A 19,700-nucleotide genomic window follows, 5' to 3' on the forward strand; every position below is an offset into this window, starting at 1 on the left:
GGCTGCGAGATATACAGTATGAAACGCCTTTGTTTAGCGAAATTTGAGCAAAGCGGCGCCATCATGCGGCGTTCAAGCCGCATTTAGCGCATAGAAAGATGCAAAAACTGGCCGTCCGGATCAAAAGAACAGATAAAACGTTCATTCCGCGAAGTCAGGCCGGAAAGCTCATAGCTCGCCTGGAACTGCTCGAAATGATTGACGTCGACGCGACGGGTGTCTGTGCTATAACGTAACGCCGCCTGATCCTTGCATAGTTTTTCCATATTCAGCGTCGTTTGCGGCGTGATACGTGCCTTTTGCGCTTTTTGGACAGGTTGAGCAGGTGTCTGGCTGCAGCCGACCAGCAGCAGCGCCACCAGGACTGATACGAAATATTTCATCACTATTTTTCTCAACCGCCTTGTTAGCCAATTGTTATCGTGCAGACCATGTAAACCCAGACAAACATTTTGCGAATCTCACTGATGCTCTACAAGAGTGTGGCGATAAACTCAGAATATTCCATTGTGATGACGACAAACTACGGGAGTCAGACTCTTTTTACGCAGGAGCCATGAGGTACAGATGCAGGAAAAAATAAGCTGGATTACCAACTTGCGCGGCATAGCATGTCTGATGGTCGTGATGATTCACAGCACCACCTGGTATATTACCCATCCGCATAGCATCAGCCTGTTTGAATGGGATATCGCTAACCTGCTTAACTCGGCATCGCGCGTCAGCGTCCCGCTTTTTTTCATGATTTCAGGTTATCTTTTTTTTGGCGAACGCAGCGCCCAGCCGCGTCATTATCTGCGCATCGTGCTGTGTATCCTGTTCTACAGCGCGCTGGCGCTGCTCTATATCACCCTGTTTACCCATATCAACGTTGGGCTGTCATTAAAAAACTTACTGCAGAAGCCGGTGTTTTATCACCTGTGGTTTTTCTTTGCCATTGTGGTGATTTATCTGCTCTCGCCGCTGATTCAGGTGAAGCAGGTCAGCGGCAAAATGCTGCTGGCGCTGATGCTGGTGATTGGCCTCATCGCCAACCCTAATACGGTAAGTATTAAAGCCGGCGGCATTGAATGGCTACCGATCAATCTTTATATCAACGGCGATACCTTTTACTACGTACTGTACGGGATACTGGGCCGGGCGATCGGCGCCATGAACACCGACAGAAGAGGATTAACCCTGCTGTGCGCGCTGCTGTTTACCGCCGCGGTGTGGGTCATTTCACGCGGCACGCTGCATGAACTGCAATGGCGCGGCGATTTCGGCGATACCTGGTATCTTTATTGCGGACCAGCAGTATTTGTCTGCGCGACCTCGTTGCTGACGCTGGGCAAAAACATCCTCAATAATCGCGAGCTCCCGGGTATTGCGTTAATTTCCAGACATTCGTTAGGCATTTATGGTTTTCACGCGCTGTTTATACACGCGCTGCGCGCAAGTGGTCTTGAGCTTAGCCGCTGGCCATTACTGGATATTGTATGGATTTTCGCCGCTGCGCTCTTGGGTAGCCTGGCGCTGTCTGTACTGGTTCAGCGAATTGACCGCCGCCGGTTAGTGAGCTAAAAAAGCGCCCGCCGTTCAACGCGGGCGCCGTCGGTTACTCTGCGGTCTCTTCGATTACTGCGTTCCCCTCGCTTAACGGCGAGCGATCCCAGGCGTCACGAATATTCTTCTGTACTGCTACCGCGCCGAACAGGCTCAAAAAGAATGCCAGGCCATAGAAGCCTTTCTCGCTTAACATCAGCGTTGCGTTCCACAATCCCACTACCAGCAGGCCTATCGCAATCACGAAGGCGATCAGGCAGGACATGTAATACATAGCGGTGGTTGGAATTTTGTCGTATTTATCACGTACCGTTTTCTGATAAGAAGCGGCGGAAAAAAGACCCAATACCAATACGGCAAAATAGTAGCCCTTTTCATTGAGCTCCATTGGCGCGTTCCACAGGCCAATCAAATACACGAGGATACCGCCCACCAGCGCAATCCATGAGATCAGGTGAAACGCGGGTGAATATGTCGTCGCTTTCATTTCCATTACTGACTACCTCTCTTCGCTGTCGACTGACAGCTTATTCCACTGAGCTATTGCGAGCTTTATCCGCGACTTTGGTGGGATAAGATATCGCTGAAGCGCCATACATACAGACAAACCATGCCATCACGTAAATGCTTTTTTCACGCCACGGCGCGGGGACAAACCAGGCGCCGACCAGCAGCAATCCCACCGATAGCAACAGCACCAGCCGGCACAGAGAGATAAAATCGTCGTCTCGCTGCGCTTCCAGCTCCGTTCGCTGATGCGTGAGCACGGCAAACATCCCCATCACCAGCACACCAAGAAAGTACCCTTTGCCGCTGAATAGCGGACACGTTCGCCAGATGCCGATTAAGTAAACCAGCGAGCCCAGCAGCATGACCAATCTTGCCGTCGTACGTTTTAATTTCATTGCGCCTCCCTGGCCATCGTAACGCTCATTATGACCGGGGAATTGCCAGTTGCGGCGGTTTCAGCGAATTGAAATCCACAATTCGGAATAAATAAATATGTGAATTAAATCAATGCAAAGTGAATCATTCAGAAAGGGAATTCGCCCCAATAAATGGGGCGAGAACATCTTATGACATCAGTGGCTTAAGCTGCTGATAGATCTGGCGGAATGTTTCACGACGCGGCGCATAACGGGCAAACCGTTGAGCATCAGGCAAGTGCGCCTGCTCCAGCGGCAGCTGCGGCAGGAGGTCAGAGAAAGCCGCACCTTGATGAACGCCCAGCTGCGCCAATCTTGCCGCGCCTAACGCCGGGCCGACATCGCCGCCGGTGCGGAAATTCAGCTGCTGCCCGCTAATATCGGCGAGCATTTGCCGCCAGTATGCGCTCCGCGCGCCGCCGCCGATAAGAGTGACGCTTTCCGGTTTCACGCCGCAGGAGTGCACAACATCCATACCGTCGGCCAGCGCGTAACCCACCCCTTCAAGCACCGCCCGCGCCAGTTCGGCGGGACCATGTTGATGGGTAAGGCCGAAGAACACGCCTTTAGCCTGCGGATTGTTGTGCGGGGTACGCTCGCCGGAAAGATAGGGGAGAAACCACACCGGATCGGCATTTTCGGCCGCCGCCTGCGCCGCGGCGAGCAGCGCCGGTACGCTGCCAAGGCCGGTCAACTTCGCCGCCCAATCCAGACAAGACGCGGCGCTGAGCATCACCGACATCAGATGCCAGCGGCCCGGCAGCGCGTGGCAGAAACTATGCACCGCGCTTTCCGGTTTACTCAGAAAACCATCGCTGACGGCGAAATAGACGCCGGAGGTTCCCAGCGATAACATCGCCTGCCCGGCATCGGCCATGCCAACGCCGACAGCGCCTGCGGCGTTATCACCGCCGCCCGCAACCACCAGCGCCCGCGGCATATTCCACGCCTGGGCTACCTCAGCACGCAGTTGGCCGGTCACCTCACAGCCTTCAAATAGCGACGGCATATTGTCGCGGCTGAGCCCGCAGGCGGCGAGCATCTCATCGCTCCAGTCACGACGCGCGACGTTCATCCACATCGTGCCGGCGGCGTCGGACATATCGCTGGCGAATTCACCGCTCATGCGTAGCCGCAGATAATCTTTCGGCAACAGGACCTTATCAACCTGTTTAAAGATATCGGTTTCATGACGCTGCACCCACAGCAGCTTAGGCGCCGTAAAGCCCGGCATCATCAGGTTACCGGTGATTTGCCGCGAAGCGCCGACTTTTTCTTCCAGCAGCATGCACTCTTCGCCGCAGCGGCCATCATTCCACAAAATCGCCGGACGCAGCACCCGTTGCTGTTTATCGAGCAGCGTGGCGCCATGCATTTGTCCGGCGATCCCTAAGGCTTTTACCTCACGCAGAGCGTGTTGCGATCCCAGCGCTTGCATCGCGGTATTCGTCGCCTGCCACCACTGTTCGGGATCTTGTTCGGACCAGAGCGGATGTGGGCGCGAGACGGTCAGTTTTTCGGTATGCGTCGCCAGTACGTCGCCCTGTTCATTGAGCAGAATGGCTTTTACGCCCGAGGTCCCTAAATCAATCCCGATATACATGCAGCGTCTCCTTAACACGAACGCCACGGCAAAGCGTGGCGCAGCAAAAATGGTTACAGCCAGCGCCCGGATTTAGCGGGCGCTTTTGTCGGCATTACTTATCGAACAGGTAATGATTCACCAGGTTTTCCAGCAGTTCCTGATGTCCGCTGTGGTGCTGCGGCGCCAGGTTGTGCTGAGTCGCATAGTGCGCGATGTCGGTCAGGGTCATCTGGCCTTTAAGGATCTGCTGGCCCAATTCACCGTTCCAGCCGGCGTAGCGTTTTGCCACGCGTTTATCCAGCTCGCCATCTTCAATCATGCGCGCCGCGACCTTCAGCGACAGCGCCATGGTGTCCATCGCACCGATATGACCGTAGAACAGGTCGTATTTGTCGGTGCTCTGGCGACGAACTTTAGCATCAAAGTTCAGGCCGCCGGTGGTGAAGCCGCCCGCTTTGAGGATCTCATACATCACCAGGGCGTTCTCTTCCACGCTGTTCGGGAACTGGTCGGTATCCCAGCCAAGCTGCGCATCGCCGCGGTTAGCATCAACCGAACCGAACAGGCCCAGCGCAATAGCCGTCGCGATTTCGTGATGGAAAGAGTGGCCGGCAAGGGTGGCGTGGTTGGCTTCAATGTTCAGTTTAATCTCTTTTTCCAGACCAAACTGTTTCAGGAATCCATAAACCGTGGAGGCATCATAATCATACTGGTGCTTGGTCGGCTCCTGCGGCTTCGGCTCAATCAGCAGGGTGCCCTGGAAACCAATTTTGTGTTTGTGCTCAACCACCAGCTGCATAAAGCGGCCGATCTGCTCGCGTTCCTGACGCAGGTCGGTATTAAGCAGGGTTTCATAGCCTTCGCGACCGCCCCACAGAACATAGTTTTCACCACCCAACTTGTGGGTCGCATTCATTGCGGTGACTACCTGAGTCGCCGCCCAGCTAAAGACTTCCGGATCGGGGTTAGTCGCCGCCCCTGCGCCATAACGCGGGTTGGTAAAGCAGTTTGCCGTCCCCCACAGCAGTTTGACGCCGCTCTGCTGCTGTTTTTCCGCCAGCACGTCCACCATCTGCGCGAAGTTGTTGCTGTACTCTTTCAGCGAAGCGCCTTCCGGAGAAACGTCGACATCATGGAAGCAGTAATACGGCACATTCAACTTATGGAAAAACTCAAATGCCACTTCGGCTTTACGCTTCGCCATTTCCAGCGCTTCGCCCGGCTGCTGCCATGGTCGATCGAAGGACCCCACGCCAAACATATCCGCGCCATTCCAGCAGAAAGTGTGCCAATAGCAGGCGGCGAAACGCAGGTGCTCTTCCATGCGTTTACCCAGTACTAATTCATCCGGATTGTAGTGGCGGAAAGCCAGCGGGTTAGTCGATTTCGGGCCTTCATAACGAACGCGTTCGAGTTGATCGAAATAGGTCTGCATAGAGAACTCCATATTCAGGGGTGCGGCGAGTAACAAGTTATACGCCAATATAGAATTCCACTTTCGCCTTCCTCAATTACGTTATTTCACACCGCCATTGAGAGAATCCACAAACGTGCGCCAGCTCGCAAAAATAATTCCTCTCCGCATCATTTCTGGAATCCTATGATGGAAGAAGAATGAAATAATCTGCATACTCTTGAATAAAATACGATCGCGGTCATAAATTACAAAACAAACTAAATTTCATAATGCGAAAATAAGAACAGGTAATTGCCAGCCCTCGCTTCCCCGTTAAGAATCTGCAACGTATCTGCAACCTGAAGTTTATTCCTGTACGCCTTACCTACCCTTTGAAAAGGTATCGTTATTATGAAGATAAAGAACCTTTGCCTTACGCTCTGCGCCTCATCGCTCCTTCTCGCCAGCATGGCGGGTATGGCTAAAGAAGTTAAGATTGGGATGGCCATCGACGACCTTCGTCTGGAGCGCTGGCAAAAAGATCGCGATATTTTCGTTAATAAAGCAGAATCCTTAGGCGCCAAAGTATTTGTGCAGTCCGCCAATGGCAACGAAGAAACGCAAATGTCGCAAATTGAAAATATGATCAACCGCGGCGTCGATGTTTTAGTGATTATTCCTTACAACGGCCAGGTGCTCAGCAACGTTATTAAGGAAGCAAAACAAGAGGGAATTAAAGTCCTCGCCTACGATCGCATGATTAATAATGCTGACATCGATTTTTATATTTCTTTCGATAATGAAAAAGTCGGTGAAATGCAGGCCCAAAGTCTGGTTGACAAAGTGCCGCAGGGTAATTATTTCCTGATGGGCGGCTCGCCGGTGGATAATAACGCCAAACTGTTCCGCGCCGGCCAGATGAAGGTACTCAAACCTTATGTCGATGAGGGCAAAATTAAGATAGTTGGCGATCAGTGGGTCGACGGCTGGCTGCCGGAAAATGCGTTAAAAATCATGGAAAACGCGCTGACGGCGAATAACAACAAAATTGACGCGGTAGTGGCTTCCAATGACGCGACCGCCGGCGGCGCTATCCAGGCGCTAAGCGCCCAGGGGCTGGCGGGTAAAGTCGCTATCTCCGGGCAAGACGCCGATTTGGCTGGCGTGAAACGTATTATTTCCGGCACCCAGACGATGACCGTTTATAAACCTATCACCACCCTTGCCACCAACGCTGCCGAAATCGCCGTTGAATTAGGCAACGACCAGCAACCCAAGGCCGACGCCACGTTGAATAACGGCTTAAAAGATGTCCCCTCGCGCCTGTTAACGCCAATTGAAGTCAATAAAGAGAATATTGACGCCACGGTAATTAAAGACGGTTTCCACAAAAAGAGTGAACTGTAATGGCTGACGCCCCGATACGGGGCGTCATTTTCGTCCTGCCGGATATCGCTTTTGCGGAGTCTCTATGTCCTGGTTACTCGAAATGAAGAACATCACCAAAGCCTTCGGCGCGGTTAAAGCCGTGGATAACGTCAGCCTGCGGCTGAATGCCGGGGAAGTGGTGTCGTTATGCGGTGAAAATGGTTCGGGGAAATCAACGCTGATGAAAGTGCTGTGCGGGATCTATCCGCACGGTAGCTACGAAGGTGAAATTATTTTCGCCGGCGAGACGCTGCAGGCGAATCATATTCGCGATACCGAGCGTAAAGGTATCGCCATCATTCACCAGGAGCTGGCGTTGGTGAAGCATCTCACGGTGCTGGAAAATATCTTTCTCGGCGCCGAGATCTCACGCCATGGCCTGCTGGATTACGAAACCATGACCCTGCGCTGCCAGAAGCTGTTGGCACAGGTGAATTTATCGATCTCGCCGGATACCCGCGTCGGTGATTTAGGTCTGGGCCAGCAGCAGTTAGTCGAGATCGCCAAGGCGCTGAATAAACAGGTACGTTTGCTGATCCTCGATGAACCCACGGCATCGTTAACTGAACAAGAAACCGCGACGCTGCTGGCGATTATTCGCGATCTGCAAAACCACGGTATCGCCTGTATTTATATTTCGCACAAGCTCAATGAAGTTAAAGCCATCTCCGACACTATCTGCGTAATACGTGACGGTCAGCATATTGGCACCCGCGACGCCAGCGGAATGAACGAAGATGACATCATCACTATGATGGTCGGGCGCGAGCTCACGGCGCTGTATCCAAACGAACCCCATAGCCATGGCGAAGAAATCTTGCGTGTCGAGCATCTCACCGCATGGCACCCGGTAAACCGCCATATTAAGCGCGTCAACGACGTCTCATTTACCCTCCGCCGCGGCGAAATCCTCGGCATCGCCGGGTTAGTCGGCGCCGGGCGCACCGAAGCCGTACAGTGCCTGTTTGGCGTCTGGCCGGGGCGCTGGCAGGGAAGCATTTTTATCGATGGCCAACCGGTGACAATTAACAATTGCCAACAGGCGATTGCCCATGGCATCGCCATGGTGCCGGAAGATCGCAAAAAAGACGGCATCGTGCCGGTGATGGCAGTCGGCAAGAACATCACTCTCGCGGCGTTAAACCAGTTCACCGGCCCGGTGAGCAGTCTCGACGACGCCGCAGAGCAGCACTGCATCCAGCAGTCGATTCAGCGGCTGAAAATTAAAACGTCATCGCCGGATCTGGCGATTGGCCGCCTGAGCGGCGGCAATCAACAAAAGGCGATTCTGGCCCGCTGCCTGCTGCTCAACCCGCGCATCTTGATCCTCGATGAACCAACCCGCGGCATCGATATCGGCGCGAAATACGAAATCTACAAGCTTATCAATCAACTGGTGCAGCAAGGCATCGCCGTCATCGTCATCTCATCCGAACTGCCTGAAGTGCTCGGGCTGAGCGATAGGGTACTGGTGATGCACGAAGGCAAGCTTAAGGCCGATTTACTTAATCAAGGTCTGACCCAGGAACAGGTGATGGAAGCCGCGCTGAGGAGCGAACGCCATGTCGAAAAACACGTCGTCTGAAATCAAACTCACCCCATCCGCCCCTACCGCTTTTCCGGCGCTGAAAGGGCTCAATCTCCAGGTTTTCGTGATGATCGCCGCGATTATCGCCATTATGCTGTTTTTTACCTGGGTTACCGACGGCGCCTATTTGAGCGCACGTAATATTTCCAACCTCCTGCGGCAAACCGCCATCACCGGCATCCTCGCCGTCGGCATGGTGTTTGTGATCATTTCGGCGGAAATTGACCTCTCCGTCGGCTCGATGATGGGGCTGCTCGGCGGGGCGGCGGCGATTTTCGACGTCTGGCTCGGCTGGCCGCTACCGCTCACCATCCTCGTTACGTTGGTTATGGGGCTACTGCTCGGCGCGTGGAACGGATGGTGGGTCGCCTATCGTAAGGTGCCCTCTTTCATTGTGACCCTTGCCGGCATGCTGGCGTTTCGCGGAATTTTAATCGGCATTACCAACGGTACCACCGTCTCGCCCACCACGCCGGCAATGTCGCAAATCGGCCAAAGTTATTTACCGGACGGCATCGGCTTTGGAATCGGCGTTATTGGCATGGCGGCTTTTATCATCTGGCAATGGCGCGGACGGATGCGCCGACAGGCTTTAGGGCTGGCGACCACCAGTTCTGGCGGCGCCGTTGGTCGTCAGACCATCACCGCGGTTATTGTGCTGGGCGCTATCTGGCTGCTCAATGACTATCGCGGCGTACCGACGCCGGTGCTCATACTCGCCGCTCTGCTGCTGGCGGGCATGTTTATGGCGACCCGCACCGCTTTTGGCCGCCGCATCTATGCCATTGGCGGCAATCTGGAAGCGGCTCGCCTCTCCGGGATTAACGTCGAGCGCACCAAGCTTGCGGTCTTCGCCATTAACGGCCTGATGGTGGCCATCGCCGGGTTGATTCTCAGCTCGCGGCTGGGAGCAGGTTCGCCTTCCGCCGGCAACATCGCCGAATTGGACGCTATCGCCGCCTGCGTGATTGGCGGCACCAGTCTGGCGGGCGGCGTCGGCAGCGTTGCTGGCGCGGTGATGGGGGCGTTTATTATGTCGGCGCTGGATAATGGCATGAGCATGATGGACGTCGCCACCTTCTGGCAATACATCGTCAAAGGCGCCATTTTACTGTTGGCGGTCTGGATGGATTCGGCTACCAAACGGAGAACATAACGGTATCACTATGAAAAATGCCCGAATAACTTGCGCCACCGCCAAACTTCGCAATAAGGCGCTTGAAATAATTCGGGCATTAGCCGGTATTGTATGACCGGGGTAAGAGCAGGAATATCATCTATGTTTGAAAAGCGTCACCGCATTACGCTGTTATTCAACGCCAACAAAGCCTATGACCGTCAGGTGGTTGAAGGCGTTGGCGAATATCTGCAGGCATCACAGCTGGAATGGGATATTTTTATCGAAGAGGATTTTCGCGCGCGTATCGAAAACATCAAAGAGTGGCTGGGTGATGGCGTGATCGCCGATTACGACGACCCGGAGATTGAAAAGCTACTGGCGGATGTCAAAGTGCCGATTATCGGCGTCGGCGGCTCCTACCATAAGCCAGAATGCTATCCGCCTGTTCACTATATCGCCACCGATAATGCCGCGCTGGTCGAAAGCGCATTCCTGCATCTGAAAGAAAAAGGCGTGAACCGCTTCGCCTTTTACGGGCTACCGACCTCCAGCGGCAAGCGCTGGGCGATGGAGCGCGAACACGCCTTCAGCCAGCTAGTCGCCAAAGAAAAATACCGTGGCGTGGTCTATCAGGGGCTGGAGACCGCGCCGGAGAACTGGCAGCATGCGCAAAATCGGCTCGCCGACTGGCTACAAACGCTGCCGCCGCAAACCGGCATTATCGCCGTGACCGATGCCCGGGCACGTCACGTCCTGCAGGCCTGTGAGCTGCTGCATATTCCGGTGCCGGAAAAATTGTGCGTTATCGGTATCGATAACGAAGAATTGACCCGCTATCTCTCCCGCGTCGCGCTCTCTTCCGTGGCGCAAGGTACCCGGCAAATGGGCTACCAGGCGGCGAAACTACTGCACCGTTTAATGGAAAACGAAGCGCTGCCGCTGCAGCGCCTGCTGGTGCCGCCGATGCGCGTCATTGAGCGGCGTTCCACCGATTATCGCTCACTCACCGACCCTGCGGTGATTCAGGCGATGCATTACATCCGCAACCACGCCTGCAAAGGCATTAAGGTTGAGCAGGTGCTCGACGCCGTCGGTATTTCCCGCTCTAATCTGGAGAAACGCTTTAAAGAAGAGGTCGGCGAGACCATCCACACGGTGATCCACAGCGAAAAGCTGGAAAAAGCGCGCAGCCTGCTGGTCTCCACCACGCTATCGATAAACGAAATTTCGCAGATGTGCGGTTATCCGTCGCTGCAGTATTTCTATTCGGTGTTTAAGAAAGAGTACGACGTGACGCCAAAGGAATACCGCGACCAGCACAGTGAAGTAATGATGTAGCGGGAAAGAAAAATGCCCGGGCTTACGCACCGGGCATTGATGATTACATATGAGCGGCAATTAAGCGCTGATTGTCCTGATACATGGCGAAGAGATAGTTGTTGTAGCTCGACCCTTTTGTCGAATATCCCTTCAGCTTGTGGATCATCGCGCTGGCAGTTACTTCCTGATCCGTCTTACGCAGCTGTGCGCGAGACTTACGGAAGGATGAATAAGCCGGGTGCGTATTCAGGTTTTTTACATAAGCCTGAACCGACTGCTCGACAGATTCAAACTGGGAGTAGCCTTTCATTGCACCGCGACAGTTACCGCCGCCACACTTCATACCAAACAGGTTGTTGTTCTCACGCGCCAGCTTCGAGGTGCCCCAACCGCTTTCCGCCGCCGCCATGGTTGCCACCATGCTGTTCGGAATAATGTCGACGCGCTCAAGCAGCGAGTTCCATGGTATATGGCGAGTATTGCCAGACCACTTCACTTTATAACGTGAGGCGATGTCTTTCAGGCGCGCCTGCTCGCTCGGCGACCAACGGCCGTCGTATTGCTTAGAGACAAGCCAGTTACGATCTGCCGTGATCGCTTGATTTTGCTTTGTAATGTAAGGCATAACCGTCCGGAGAAACGCTTTTTTCCTTGGTGTCCCGGAAGGGTATTTTCGCAAATCAGGAAGTGAACTGCTCTTTACACTATTGCGAGAATACTCTTGTTTACTGCTAACCTTGATACTACTGGGCTTCTTTACTTTCTTAACTACTGAGGCTTTATGACTCTTTGTTGCTGTGTGCGTTGTCGCCAACACACTACCTGAAAATATACAGGTAAGTAACATGAGTATCGCAGCCCCATATCGTCGCATGGGAATCGATATCATTAGGTCTCCTGGTCGGATTTACTCATTCCAACACCTTGTTTTTCGCAAAAAATCGATAGTTGAATCGCGAATAGTATCAAAAATACCCAGAGAGAGCATCAAGAGAAATAGTCCAATTCCGAATCGCTGTCATCTGAAATCGGTTTCTACACCGTCGCGAAGGTGCAGAAATGCTATCTCCGTCTCATTTATAGCTCATTTTTTGAACTAAATCACTCACCCCTTTTCATCCTCCCCGCAAAATTACCGGCAGGATGAGTTCAACCTTATGGCGCGCAGGCACACTGTGATAAAAACCGCTAACAGGACTCCAGCATGAAACTCGCTGCGCTCGCCTCGCTACTGCTGCCCGGGATGGCTTTTGCCGCCTGGACAACCGCTGACTTTCCCGCCTTCACTGAACAGGATGCAGGCCGCTTCACGACGCAAAATGAGGTGACGAAGGGTACCCGCCCTTTGCGGATAAGTTTTGACCAACAGTGCTGGCAGCCTGCGGGGGCGATAAAACTCAATCAGATGCTATCGCTGGAACCTTGTCGGGATATGCCGCCGCAGTGGCGCGTATTCCGCGACGGGCGCTATACGCTGGAAGTCGATACCCGCTCCGGTACGCCAACGCTGATGCTGTCGCTGGCGGAGCAGGAAACAGCCAGCACGCAGCCGCTGGTGCGCCAGTGTCCGAAATGGGATGGTAAACCGTTAACGTTTGATGTCGGCCAGACGTTTGCCGAGGGAAGCCAGGTCCGCGATTTTTACAGCGGTAATCTCGCTACGGTGAAAGCAGGCAAAATCACGCTGCAGCCCGCCACAGGCAGTAATGGGCTCCTGCTGCTTGAACAAGCGGATAGCGCCGCCAGCGCGCCGTTTAACTGGCATAACGCCACGATCTATTTTGTCCTGACCGATCGCTTCGTCAACGGCAATCCGACCAATGACAACAGCTACGGGCGCCATAAAGACGGTATGCAGGAGATAGGCACCTTCCACGGCGGCGATTTACAGGGGCTGACCAGCAAGCTGGATTATCTTCAACAGCTTGGCGTCAACGCGCTGTGGATAAGTTCGCCGCTGGAGCAAATTCACGGCTGGGTTGGCGGCGGCGCCAAAGGCGACTTCCCCCACTACGCTTATCACGGTTACTACACCCAGGACTGGACCCGTCTTGACGCCAACATGGGTGACGAAGCCGATCTTCGGCAACTGGTCGATGAAGCCCATCGGCGCGGCATGCGCGTCCTGTTTGATATCGTCATGAATCATACCGGTTACGCCACGCTCGCCGATATGCAGGAATTTCACTTCGGTTCCTTGTACCTGAAAGGCGATGAACTGAAAAAAACACTTGGCGAGCGCTGGACCGACTGGAAACCGGCGCCGGGGCAAAGTTGGCATAGCTTCAATGACTATATCAACTTCAGCGATAAAGCGGGCTGGGAACAATGGTGGGGGAAAAAATGGATCCGCACCGATATCGGCGACTACGACAATCCAGGTTTCGACGATCTCACCATGTCGCTGGCGTTCCTGCCGGATCTGAAAACCGAATCGACGCTCCCTTCTGGCTTGCCAAATTTCTACCGTCACAAGCCGGATACCGCCGCCAAAGAGATAGCCGGCTACACGCCGCGCGACTATCTGACCCACTGGCTTAGCCAATGGGTACGCGACTACGGGATTGACGGCTTCCGCGTCGATACCGCGAAACACGTCGAACTGGACGCCTGGCAGCAGCTCAAAACCCAGGCCACGGCCGCGCTGGCAGACTGGAAAAAAGCGAATCCGCAGAAAGCGCTGGATGACGCGCCATTCTGGATGACCGGCGAGGCCTGGGGCCACGGCGTGATGCAAAGCGACTACTATCGCCACGGTTTCGACGCGATGATTAATTTCGATTATCAGGATCAAGCGGCGAAAGCAGCAAACTGTCTCGCAAACATGGACGCCACCTGGCAGCAAATGGCGGACAAGCTGCAGGATTTCAACGTGCTGAGCTATCTCTCCTCGCACGATACCCGCCTGTTCCGCGAAGGCGGCAGTCGGGCGGCGGAACTGCTATTACTCGCGCCAGGCGCCGTACAACTCTTCTATGGCGATGAATCTTCACGTCCGTTCGGCCCCACGGGTTCCGACCCGCTGCAGGGTACCCGCTCCGATATGAACTGGCAGGATGTTGTCGGTAGCGCATCCGATAACGTCGCGCACTGGCAAAAAATCGCCCAATTCCGCGCCCGCCATCCGGCCATTGGTATGGGTAAACAACAGACGCTGACGCTAGAGCAGGGCTATGGTTTCGTGCGTGAAAGCAGCGCTGATAAAGTGATGGTTGTCTGGGCCGGACAGCAATAGCAGTCGCTTACCGGGCTCCTTGCCGCTGGCGGGAGCCTTTTCAGCACAAATTACTAATATCTCCACTATTAGCAGAACAAAAAATAAATCGCTCCCTCCTGTGCCGATTTGCACCGCGTTGACGCTGGCGTTATGGTAATTCCCTTTCCAGAAGACCAACAGAATATCCGCGATGACATTTTCACTTTTCGGCGACAAATTCACCCGTCATTCAGGCATCACCCGCCTGATGGAAGACCTCAATGACGGCCTGCGCACACCGGGCGCGATCATGCTGGGCGGCGGCAACCCCGCGCAAATCCCGGAGATGAATGAATACTTCAATAGCCTGCTGGCCGATATGCTGGATAACGGCAAAGCCCTTGATGCGCTTTGCAATTATGATGGTCCGCAAGGGAAAAGCGAGCTTCTGACCTTGCTTGCGCAAATGCTGCGCGAAGAATTAGGTTGGGAGATCGAACCACAGAATATTGCTCTGACGAATGGCAGCCAGAGCGCATTTTTCTACTTATTTAACCTGTTTGCCGGCCGCCGTGCCGACGGCACCACCCGCAAGGTGCTGTTCCCGCTGACGCCGGAATATATCGGCTACGCCGATTCCGGGCTGGAAGAGGATCTGTTTGTCGCCACCCGCCCCAACATTGAACTGCTGCCGGAAGGCCAGTTCAAATATCACGTGGACTTCGAACACCTGCAGATCACCGAAGAGACGGGAATGATCTGCGTCTCCCGGCCAACCAACCCGACCGGTAACGTCATTACCGATGAAGAGCTCATCAAACTGGATGCTCTCGCTAACCAGAATGGCGTCCCGCTGGTTATTGATAACGCCTATGGCGTACCTTTCCCCGGCATTATCTTTAGCGAAGCGCGCCCGCTGTGGAACCCGAATATTGTGCTGTGCATGAGTTTATCCAAGCTCGGACTGCCGGGCACCCGCTGCGGCATCATCATCGCCAACGAAAAAATCATCACCGCGATCAGCAATATGAACGGCATTATCAGCCTCGCCCCTGGCGGAATTGGGCCGGCGATGATGTGCGAAATGATCAAGCGCAAGGACCTGCTGCGGTTGTCCGAAACGGTAATTAAACCGTTCTATTATCAGCGTGTTCAGGAAACTATTGCTACCATTCGCCGCTATTTGCCGGAAGAACGCTGCCTGATTCATAAACCGGAAGGGGCGATTTTCCTGTGGCTGTGGTTTAAGGATCTGCCGATCTCCACCGAGCTGCTGTATCAGCGCCTGAAGCAACGCGGCGTGCTGATGGTACCGGGCGATTACTTCTTCCCGGGGCTGGACAAGCCGTGGCCGCATACGCATCAGTGCATGCGCATGAACTACGTGCCGGACCCGGAGAAAATCGAGGCGGGGGTTAAAATTCTTGCCGAAGAGATTGAGCGCGCCTGGCAGGAGCAAGACGCCTGATGATGTTCCCGGCCATCGCTGGCCGGGAACATGCAGTTACATTGCCTGCGCCGCCCAACGACGGCGCTCGGCGCTTAATCTTTCCAGCTCAGCGGGCTCAATACAGCGCAGCGCCTGAGTCGGGCAGGCCGCTACACACGCCGGCCCCGTTTGCCGGTGCGCGCACAGGTCGCACTTCAGCGCCTGCACGCCTTCGTCGGTCAACATCACCGTCATCGCCCCATAAGGGCACGCCACCATACAGCTTTTACAACCAATGCACAGCCGTTGATCGACTCGCCAGACGTCGCCCTCATGGCGTATTGCCCCTTCCGGGCAGACGTTCGCGCAAGGGGCATCTTCGCACTGACGACACAGCGTCGCCGTTGATAACTCATCGCTCTTCACTACCCGGATCCGCGGCGCAAAGCGTCTTGCAGAAACGGTAGAACAATCCTGCCCCTGCTGATGCGACACCACGCAGGCCACCTCGCAGGTTCGGCAGCCAATACACTTTTGCGCATCGGCGATAATAAACCGGTTCATCCTCAACTCCCTTCGGGATAAAAACGCAGCGTGCCAGAAAAACCCCGCTGCGCGCTTTGATCCTGAATGGAATCAGCTGCGTTTTAGGCAAATACCCAGCAAGATCTCGCCAGTTGCCTTAGCCTTCGCGAATAACAAACCCCAGCTCGCGGGAAATCGCCTCTGCCGTTTCACGCAATGGTTTGAGCAGATTTTTCTCACCAACCTGTTTCAGGCGCGAAGTCGACAGCGAAATCGAAATGGCGTAAGGCACGCGACCGTGAATATCGAATACCGGTACCGCCAGGCACGAGACGCCGAGTTCGTTCTCTTCGCGGTCCATCGCCATATTACGTTCACGAATCTGCGCCAGCTCGTCGTTCATCGCCGGCAGGCCGGTAATGGTGTTACGGGTCAACGGCTGAATAATATCCTGATGGCTATCCCAGTAGCTGGCAACGTAGTCAGGATGGCCGAACGCCATGTAGATCTTACCCATCGCCGAACAGTACAGCGGCATATGCTGGCCAATATAGGCGCGGGTACGCAGCATACCGGTAGTCGGCTCCAGCTTATAAATCAGAATCGCGTGGTCGTCCTCACGGCTGGAGAAGTTCACCGTCTCGCCGGTGGCGATGTTTAAAGCTTCAAGATGCGGCGCAGCGACATGAATAATATTCAGCGACGACAGCGCCTTTTGGCCCACGGCTATAAATTTGGTGGTCAGGCGGTAACTTCCGGCGGCAGGCGCCGGCGTAACGTAGCCGCAGGACTGCAGGCCCTGCAACAACCGATGCACGGTACTTTTGTTCAGGCCCGCCAGTTCAGACAGATGCGCCAACGGACAACCGTTTGGATAGTTACTGAGGATCTCAATCAGCATTAACCCGCGAAATAGACTCTGGCTTCCGGCTGGCCTCTCTTTCTCTTGCGTCATTTCACTCTCTTTTGTGCCCATCGCTTCGGCTTCCTTTTTAATCGCGCTCTGATGGTAGCGCAAAGTGTGGTTCAGTTCACGATCTGAACCGAAAAAACACAACCAACTGATTTTAATGATTTTTAAAAATAGCATCTGCCGTTGATCTGTCAAAAATTGATCGTTATATTTGAAATCAGATTTCGATATGTGAAACGTAAAGATAAAAAATCACTCAAACCCTAAGGGGAACACGGGAATGAAAGTAACTTTTGCGCAGCTAAAAGAGGCGTTCAATCGGGTATTACTCTCACGCGGTATTGCGGCGGAAACCGCCGACGCCTGCGCGGAAATGTTCGCCCGCACCACGGAATCCGGCGTCTACTCACACGGAGTGAATCGCTTTCCACGTTTTATTCAGCAACTGGATAACGGCGATATCATTCCGGATGCGAAACCTCAGCGCGTCACCAGCCTTGGCGCTATTGAGCAGTGGGATGCCCGGCGTTCGATTGGCAATCTGACGGCGAAAAAGATGATGGATCGCGCCATTGAATTGGCCTCCGACCACGGCATTGGCCTGGTGGCATTACGCAACGCCAACCACTGGATGCGCGGCGGCAGCTACGGCTGGCAGGCGGCGGAAAAAGGCTATATCGGCATTTGCTGGACCAACTCCATCGCCGTCATGCCGCCGTGGGGCGCGAAAGAGTGCCGCATTGGCACCAATCCGCTGATCGTGGCAATTCCCTCCACTCCCATCACAATGGTCGATATGTCGATGTCGATGTTCTCTTACGGCATGCTGGAGGTTAATCGCCTGGCTGGCCGCACGCTGCCGGTAGATGGCGGGTTTGATGATGAAGGTAATTTGACGAAGGAACCCGGCGTGATTGAGAAAAATCGCCGTATCCTGCCGATGGGCTACTGGAAGGGTTCCGGTTTATCAATTGTGCTGGATATGATAGCCACTCTGCTTTCCAACGGTTCCTCCGTTGCTGAAGTCACCCAGGACAATAGCGACGAATATGGCGTATCGCAGATTTTCATCGCCATTGAAGTCGACAAGCTCATTGATGGCAAAACTCGCGATGCCAAACTACAGCGGATCATGGACTTTATCACCACCGCCGAACGCGCCGATGAAAATGTGGCGGTCCGCCTACCGGGCCACGAGTTTACGCGATTGCTGGAAGAAAACCGCCGTAATGGGATCACCGTCGACGACAGCGTATGGGCCAAAATTCAGGCTCTATAGGGGAAACCACTATGATCTTCGGCCATATTTCACAACCGAATCCGTGCCGTCTACCGGCAGCGATTGAAAAGGCGCTCGATTTTCTTCGGACTACCGATTTTCGCCACCAGCCGCCCGGCGTCGTCGAAATTGAGGGTAAGAATATTTTTGCGCAGATCATCGATCTGACCACCCGCGCGGCGACAGAAAACCGTCCGGAGGTACATCGGCGTTATTTAGATATTCAATTTCTCGCTTCCGGTGAAGAAAAAATAGGTATCGCCATCGATAGCGGAAATAACCAGATCAGCGAATCGTTATTAGAACAGCGCGATATTATTTTTTATCACGACAGTCAACATGAATCGTTTATTGAAATGATACCCGGTAGCTATGCCATATTCTTTCCACAAGATGTGCATCGCCCTGGATGCATTAAAATGACTGCCACCCCTATTAGAAAAATAGTCGTCAAGGTAGCTATCGATATTCTGTAAAAGAACTAATTATCTCATTAAATTTACAGGAGCACATAATGAACATTACTACCGGTTATATTATCGGTGCGTATCCCTGTGCCCCCTCATTTCACCAAAAGAGTGAAGAGGAAGAGAAGGAATTCTGGCGACAACTTGCCGATACTCCAGATATTCGTGGCATAGAACAGCCTTGTCTTGAGCATATCCATCCTTTAGGCGATGAGTGGCTGCTGCGCCATACGCCGGATAACTGGCAAATTGTGATTACCGCCATTATGGAAACCATGCGCCGCCGCGGAGAGAACGCGGGTTTCGGTCTGGCCTCCAGCGATGAACAACAGCGTGTAGCCTGCGTTGAATACTACCGCCACCTTCATCGCAAAATTAATAAAATCAACGGTATTCAACCCGGTAAAGTCACCGCGCTTGAGTTACAGGCCGCGCCGCTGGCGGGAGATCAAAACATCGCCCAGGCAACGGACGCCTTTTCCCGCTCGCTCAAAGAAATCGCCAGTTGGGACTGGCGCTGCGACCTGGTGCTGGAACACTGTGACGCGATGAATGGCCCGGCGCCGCGTAAAGGCTTCCTGCCGCTGGATAATGTACTGGAAGTTATTGCCGACTACGAGATAAGCGTGTGCATTAACTGGGCGCGCTCGGCCATTGAAGGCCGCGATACCGCGCTGCCGTTGGCCCATACCCGACAGGTTAAACAGGCCGGGAAACTGGGCGCGCTGATGTTTTCCGGCACCACCCAAACAGGCGAATATGGCGAATGGCAGGATTTACACGCGCCGTTTGCCCCCTTCTGCCCGCAAAGCCTGATGACCGCGCAGCATGCCCGCGATATTTTCGCCTGCGCCGCCGGCGCATCGTTGCAGTTCGCCGGTATTAAATTACTGGAAATAGACGCGAATGCCGATGTTAACCACCGCATAGCCATTTTGCGTGACGGTATCACCCTATTAAAAAACGCATAAGAACAACTACGT

18 protein-coding genes are annotated in these 19,700 nt (G+C 54.0%); 10 read left to right on the forward strand and 8 right to left on the reverse strand.

Annotated features, from left to right (window positions below; genetic code table 11):
• Positions 1–83 precede the first annotated feature (83 nt).
• Positions 84–383, reverse strand: coding sequence for a YsaB family lipoprotein (locus PGR09_RS15535; RefSeq protein WP_045390734.1), 300 nt, complete (start codon positions 381–383; stop codon positions 84–86).
• A gap of 184 nt (positions 384–567) precedes the next feature.
• On the opposite strand from PGR09_RS15535, the gene PGR09_RS15540 reads away from it, so the two are divergent.
• Entirely contained in the window at positions 568–1,563 is a 996-nt protein-coding gene (locus PGR09_RS15540) for an acyltransferase (RefSeq protein ID WP_047047740.1), read from the forward strand.
• Positions 1,564–1,597: 34 nt separating this feature from the next.
• On the opposite strand, the gene yiaA is transcribed toward PGR09_RS15540, so the two are convergent.
• The 4 genes from yiaA to xylA all read right to left on the reverse strand — a co-directional run bounded on the left by yiaA (position 1,598) and on the right by xylA (position 5,491).
• Positions 1,598–2,038 carry an inner membrane protein YiaA gene (gene yiaA / locus PGR09_RS15545; protein ID WP_045390728.1) on the reverse strand — a complete coding sequence of 147 codons (441 nt, stop codon included), beginning with the start codon at positions 2,036–2,038 and terminating at the stop codon, positions 1,598–1,600.
• Between the two features lie 34 nt (positions 2,039–2,072).
• Positions 2,073–2,450 (reverse strand): inner membrane protein YiaB, encoded by a 378-nt coding sequence (yiaB, locus tag PGR09_RS15550; protein WP_047047737.1) that lies wholly within the window; start codon positions 2,448–2,450, stop codon positions 2,073–2,075.
• A gap of 169 nt (positions 2,451–2,619) precedes the next feature.
• Positions 2,620–4,074 carry a xylulokinase gene (gene xylB, locus PGR09_RS15555; protein ID WP_047047735.1) on the reverse strand — a complete coding sequence of 485 codons (1,455 nt, stop codon included), beginning with the start codon at positions 4,072–4,074 and terminating at the stop codon, positions 2,620–2,622.
• A 94-nt stretch (positions 4,075–4,168) separates the two neighbouring features.
• Positions 4,169–5,491 carry a xylose isomerase gene (gene xylA / locus PGR09_RS15560; RefSeq protein WP_045390720.1) on the reverse strand — a complete coding sequence of 441 codons (1,323 nt, stop codon included), beginning with the start codon at positions 5,489–5,491 and terminating at the stop codon, positions 4,169–4,171.
• 372 nt (positions 5,492–5,863) lie between these two features.
• On the opposite strand from xylA, the gene xylF reads away from it, so the two are divergent.
• The 4 genes from xylF (at position 5,864) to xylR (ending at position 10,926) form a co-directional block, all read left to right on the forward strand.
• The gene (xylF, locus tag PGR09_RS15565) at positions 5,864–6,859 is read left to right on the forward strand and encodes a D-xylose ABC transporter substrate-binding protein (RefSeq protein WP_045390717.1); all 996 of its coding nucleotides are present in this window, start codon (positions 5,864–5,866) and stop codon (positions 6,857–6,859) included.
• A gap of 64 nt (positions 6,860–6,923) precedes the next feature.
• The gene (locus PGR09_RS15570; RefSeq protein ID WP_045390714.1) at positions 6,924–8,465 is read left to right on the forward strand and encodes a xylose ABC transporter ATP-binding protein; all 1,542 of its coding nucleotides are present in this window, start codon (positions 6,924–6,926) and stop codon (positions 8,463–8,465) included.
• Positions 8,443–9,624 carry a xylose ABC transporter permease XylH gene (gene xylH / locus PGR09_RS15575; RefSeq protein WP_047047728.1) on the forward strand — a complete coding sequence of 394 codons (1,182 nt, stop codon included), beginning with the start codon at positions 8,443–8,445 and terminating at the stop codon, positions 9,622–9,624. The genes PGR09_RS15570 and xylH overlap by 23 nt, the downstream gene beginning before the upstream one ends.
• Before the next feature lie 123 nt (positions 9,625–9,747).
• The gene (xylR, locus tag PGR09_RS15580; protein ID WP_045390709.1) at positions 9,748–10,926 is read left to right on the forward strand and encodes a D-xylose utilization transcriptional activator XylR; all 1,179 of its coding nucleotides are present in this window, start codon (positions 9,748–9,750) and stop codon (positions 10,924–10,926) included.
• 43 nt (positions 10,927–10,969) lie between these two features.
• Here xylR and PGR09_RS15585 read toward each other — a convergent pair whose 3' ends face one another.
• On the reverse strand, positions 10,970–11,797 hold the full coding sequence (locus tag PGR09_RS15585; protein WP_063447255.1) for a protein bax: 828 nt from the start codon (positions 11,795–11,797) through the stop codon (positions 10,970–10,972).
• A gap of 315 nt (positions 11,798–12,112) precedes the next feature.
• On the opposite strand from PGR09_RS15585, the gene PGR09_RS15590 reads away from it, so the two are divergent.
• Both PGR09_RS15590 and avtA read left to right on the forward strand, forming a co-directional pair.
• A complete protein-coding gene (locus PGR09_RS15590) occupies positions 12,113–14,143 on the forward strand; it encodes an alpha-amylase (RefSeq protein WP_315711839.1) in 2,031 nt (676 codons plus the stop codon).
• A gap of 172 nt (positions 14,144–14,315) precedes the next feature.
• Complete coding sequence (gene avtA, locus PGR09_RS15595; RefSeq protein WP_430916281.1) at positions 14,316–15,572, forward strand: valine--pyruvate transaminase; 1,257 nt, start codon at positions 14,316–14,318, stop codon at positions 15,570–15,572.
• A gap of 36 nt (positions 15,573–15,608) precedes the next feature.
• On the opposite strand, the gene PGR09_RS15600 is transcribed toward avtA, so the two are convergent.
• Together PGR09_RS15600 and yiaJ are read right to left on the reverse strand one after the other, a co-directional pair.
• The gene (locus PGR09_RS15600; protein WP_045390701.1) at positions 15,609–16,097 is read right to left on the reverse strand and encodes a 4Fe-4S binding protein; all 489 of its coding nucleotides are present in this window, start codon (positions 16,095–16,097) and stop codon (positions 15,609–15,611) included.
• A gap of 118 nt (positions 16,098–16,215) precedes the next feature.
• The gene (yiaJ, locus tag PGR09_RS15605; protein WP_045390824.1) at positions 16,216–17,034 is read right to left on the reverse strand and encodes an IclR family transcriptional regulator YiaJ; all 819 of its coding nucleotides are present in this window, start codon (positions 17,032–17,034) and stop codon (positions 16,216–16,218) included.
• 217 nt (positions 17,035–17,251) lie between these two features.
• Here yiaJ and yiaK point away from each other — a divergent pair, with 217 nt between their 5' ends.
• Genes yiaK through PGR09_RS15620 form a run of 3 tightly spaced genes read left to right on the forward strand, consistent with a single transcriptional unit; the run spans position 17,252 to position 19,688 of the window.
• Positions 17,252–18,250: a 3-dehydro-L-gulonate 2-dehydrogenase gene (gene yiaK / locus PGR09_RS15610; RefSeq protein WP_047078827.1), complete on the forward strand. Its 999-nt coding sequence runs from the start codon at positions 17,252–17,254 to the stop codon at positions 18,248–18,250.
• 11 nt (positions 18,251–18,261) lie between these two features.
• Positions 18,262–18,726 carry a YhcH/YjgK/YiaL family protein gene (locus PGR09_RS15615; protein ID WP_045390696.1) on the forward strand — a complete coding sequence of 155 codons (465 nt, stop codon included), beginning with the start codon at positions 18,262–18,264 and terminating at the stop codon, positions 18,724–18,726.
• 38 nt (positions 18,727–18,764) lie between these two features.
• Positions 18,765–19,688, forward strand: coding sequence for a DUF4862 family protein (locus PGR09_RS15620; RefSeq protein WP_047047713.1), 924 nt, complete (start codon positions 18,765–18,767; stop codon positions 19,686–19,688).
• Positions 19,689–19,700: the final 12 nt, after the last annotated feature.

Origin of the sequence: Klebsiella sp. 141251 (assembly GCF_050600725.1) — a bacterium.
Taxonomy (GTDB): Bacteria; Pseudomonadota; Gammaproteobacteria; order Enterobacterales; family Enterobacteriaceae; genus Klebsiella; species Klebsiella aerogenes.

What these genes read in the sequence shown, in the direction of transcription:
- avtA (WP_430916281.1), top strand. Translation starts at nt 14,316, where the DNA reads ATGACATTTTCACTTTTCGGCGACAAATTCACCCGTCATTCAGGCATC.
- xylF (WP_045390717.1), top strand. Translation starts at nt 5,864, where the DNA reads ATGAAGATAAAGAACCTTTGCCTTACGCTCTGCGCCTCATCGCTCCTT.
- yiaA (WP_045390728.1), bottom strand. Translation starts at nt 2,038, where the DNA reads ATGGAAATGAAAGCGACGACATATTCACCCGCGTTTCACCTGATCTCA.
- xylH (WP_047047728.1), top strand. Translation starts at nt 8,443, where the DNA reads ATGTCGAAAAACACGTCGTCTGAAATCAAACTCACCCCATCCGCCCCT.
- PGR09_RS15535 (WP_045390734.1), bottom strand. Translation starts at nt 383, where the DNA reads ATGAAATATTTCGTATCAGTCCTGGTGGCGCTGCTGCTGGTCGGCTGC.
- yiaK (WP_047078827.1), top strand. Translation starts at nt 17,252, where the DNA reads ATGAAAGTAACTTTTGCGCAGCTAAAAGAGGCGTTCAATCGGGTATTA.
- PGR09_RS15590 (WP_315711839.1), top strand. Translation starts at nt 12,113, where the DNA reads ATGAAACTCGCTGCGCTCGCCTCGCTACTGCTGCCCGGGATGGCTTTT.
- xylB (WP_047047735.1), bottom strand. Translation starts at nt 4,074, where the DNA reads ATGTATATCGGGATTGATTTAGGGACCTCGGGCGTAAAAGCCATTCTG.
- PGR09_RS15540 (WP_047047740.1), top strand. Translation starts at nt 568, where the DNA reads ATGCAGGAAAAAATAAGCTGGATTACCAACTTGCGCGGCATAGCATGT.
- PGR09_RS15620 (WP_047047713.1), top strand. Translation starts at nt 18,765, where the DNA reads ATGAACATTACTACCGGTTATATTATCGGTGCGTATCCCTGTGCCCCC.
- yiaJ (WP_045390824.1), bottom strand. Translation starts at nt 17,034, where the DNA reads ATGGGCACAAAAGAGAGTGAAATGACGCAAGAGAAAGAGAGGCCAGCC.
- PGR09_RS15600 (WP_045390701.1), bottom strand. Translation starts at nt 16,097, where the DNA reads ATGAACCGGTTTATTATCGCCGATGCGCAAAAGTGTATTGGCTGCCGA.
- PGR09_RS15585 (WP_063447255.1), bottom strand. Translation starts at nt 11,797, where the DNA reads ATGATATCGATTCCCATGCGACGATATGGGGCTGCGATACTCATGTTA.
- PGR09_RS15570 (WP_045390714.1), top strand. Translation starts at nt 6,924, where the DNA reads ATGTCCTGGTTACTCGAAATGAAGAACATCACCAAAGCCTTCGGCGCG.
- yiaB (WP_047047737.1), bottom strand. Translation starts at nt 2,450, where the DNA reads ATGAAATTAAAACGTACGACGGCAAGATTGGTCATGCTGCTGGGCTCG.
- PGR09_RS15615 (WP_045390696.1), top strand. Translation starts at nt 18,262, where the DNA reads ATGATCTTCGGCCATATTTCACAACCGAATCCGTGCCGTCTACCGGCA.
- xylR (WP_045390709.1), top strand. Translation starts at nt 9,748, where the DNA reads ATGTTTGAAAAGCGTCACCGCATTACGCTGTTATTCAACGCCAACAAA.
- xylA (WP_045390720.1), bottom strand. Translation starts at nt 5,491, where the DNA reads ATGCAGACCTATTTCGATCAACTCGAACGCGTTCGTTATGAAGGCCCG.